This is a genomic window from Mesorhizobium sp. M4B.F.Ca.ET.089.01.1.1 (genome assembly GCF_004022605.1).
GTDB lineage: Bacteria > Pseudomonadota > Alphaproteobacteria > Rhizobiales > Rhizobiaceae > Mesorhizobium > Mesorhizobium abyssinicae.
Genome location: NZ_RZOS01000804.1, coordinates 1 through 1,495, shown reverse-complemented (window position 1 = coordinate 1,495; position 1,495 = coordinate 1). Strand labels below are relative to the sequence as shown.

Here is a 1,495-nt window from a genome sequence, read left to right as displayed (position 1 = left end):
GTACAAACAGGGTCTTCTAGAGACGCGGGAGGATGTTGCGGAGGGTATCGAGTCGGTCCCTCATGCTTTCGTGCGCATGTTGAGGGGCGAAAATTTCGGCAAGCAACTCGTCGAGCTCTAAACGAGTATGGGCGTTCCAGGTTTGAGCCGAGCAGTGTCGCGCGAAACCATATCACCGATGTGAATCGATCCCTGCCGACTGATTCATAGTGTCGTTGGACGCCGCCGCAGGGATCAACGATTCTCATCGTATGATCTCGCAACCCTATCACCTCTATGTCGAACGCTCGAATGCCTCAAGCAACATGGCGCGCTACTATGCCATGTCGATCGAAGCAAACCTGTTCGGAGATGTTTGCCTGCTTAGAAAGTGGGGCCGCATCGGCACCACGGGCCAGTCGATGGTCCATCATTTCGGGCGGGAAGAGGAAGCGGTGCAGCTCTTTCTCGATCTGCTCCGTCAAAAACGAAAGCGCGGCTACCGTCCGCGCGCTTCAATGCCGAGATGAGACAGGCCCGCCGAAGCGGGCCCTTAATATCGCCTCATCGGCGCCGGTTCCAATCGGTCTCGAACGAGACCTCGATTTCGACGAAGAACGGGATCTTGATCGCGAGCTTCAAGCCGAGCTTGCCCTTGCGGAAGAAGTGGCTGATCACCTTGCCGAGCGTGCGGAGCTGGCGACCGGTGGCAATGAGGAATTGAGCGAGTTGTCGCATAGTGTTCTCCTTTCGAATTGCGGATATCGCGGGGGTGAGACGCAGACCGGAAAGGAGGGACGCACTCGAAGAGCCGAAACGAAGCGGAGGACCAGGCAGCGACGGAATTTTGATCGGCGAGGAGACGCGAAAGCGGCGGGGAAATTCTGGCGCTGGCAGGTTGCGTCGTGACGAACGGCTGCAACATCCGCGATGAGAGATGACAGCAGTGTCGAAAGGAAAAATGTGACTGGGCGCTGTCGACGCAGTGTCTCCAGCCTGTCGATGGTGTGGTCAGTCTTGCGGCCATAGGCGCTGCCCGCGAGCTGCCAAGCTGAGTGTCGAGGGATAAGCCCTCTCGGCCGGGACAATGGCCGGTCCGGCGTACCGGCTCGTATGATGCGGCGAGAAGCCGCCTCAGAAAGGCGGCTCTGCTCCGATCGCTCCGTCCTGCTCGGCGAGCATGACGGCGAGCTCGGCCTCAGCGAGCTGCAACTCCGCCTCGATCTGCCGGCGCTCAATGACATCACACGCATTCTTCAGTTCGGCGCGCAATTCGTCGATGTGTTGTTCGATGGTCATCGTCTCATCTCCTTGAGTTCGTGAAAGACGACGACGCGGGCTGTGCCGGAGCGGCGGGGTCAGGGATCGCGGAACGCGACCGCCAGCGGCGGCGAGTGGTGGAGCCGATTTTGTTGCAGCGGAGGGAACCGGAGCGGAAGCAAAATGGGGGGACCCTCGTCCTTGATGCCGCCGGTCGGGCACAGCACAATGGGATGATCTGAGCAGATCCTTACGG

General features: G+C 59.7%; 3 protein-coding genes. 1 reads left to right on the top strand and 2 read right to left on the bottom strand.

Going from position 1 to position 1,495, the window contains the following annotated elements; all coding sequences use genetic code 11:
* Positions 1–251 precede the first annotated feature (251 nt).
* Positions 252–509, top strand: coding sequence for a WGR domain-containing protein (locus EN780_RS34035; RefSeq protein WP_128276443.1), 258 nt, complete (start codon positions 252–254; stop codon positions 507–509).
* Positions 510–543: 34 nt separating this feature from the next.
* Here EN780_RS34035 and EN780_RS39160 read toward each other — a convergent pair whose 3' ends face one another.
* Positions 544–717 carry a hypothetical protein gene (locus EN780_RS39160; RefSeq protein ID WP_189556983.1) on the bottom strand — a complete coding sequence of 58 codons (174 nt, stop codon included), beginning with the start codon at positions 715–717 and terminating at the stop codon, positions 544–546.
* A gap of 396 nt (positions 718–1,113) precedes the next feature.
* Positions 1,114–1,278, bottom strand: coding sequence for a hypothetical protein (locus EN780_RS39155; protein ID WP_189340734.1), 165 nt, complete (start codon positions 1,276–1,278; stop codon positions 1,114–1,116).
* Positions 1,279–1,495: the final 217 nt, after the last annotated feature.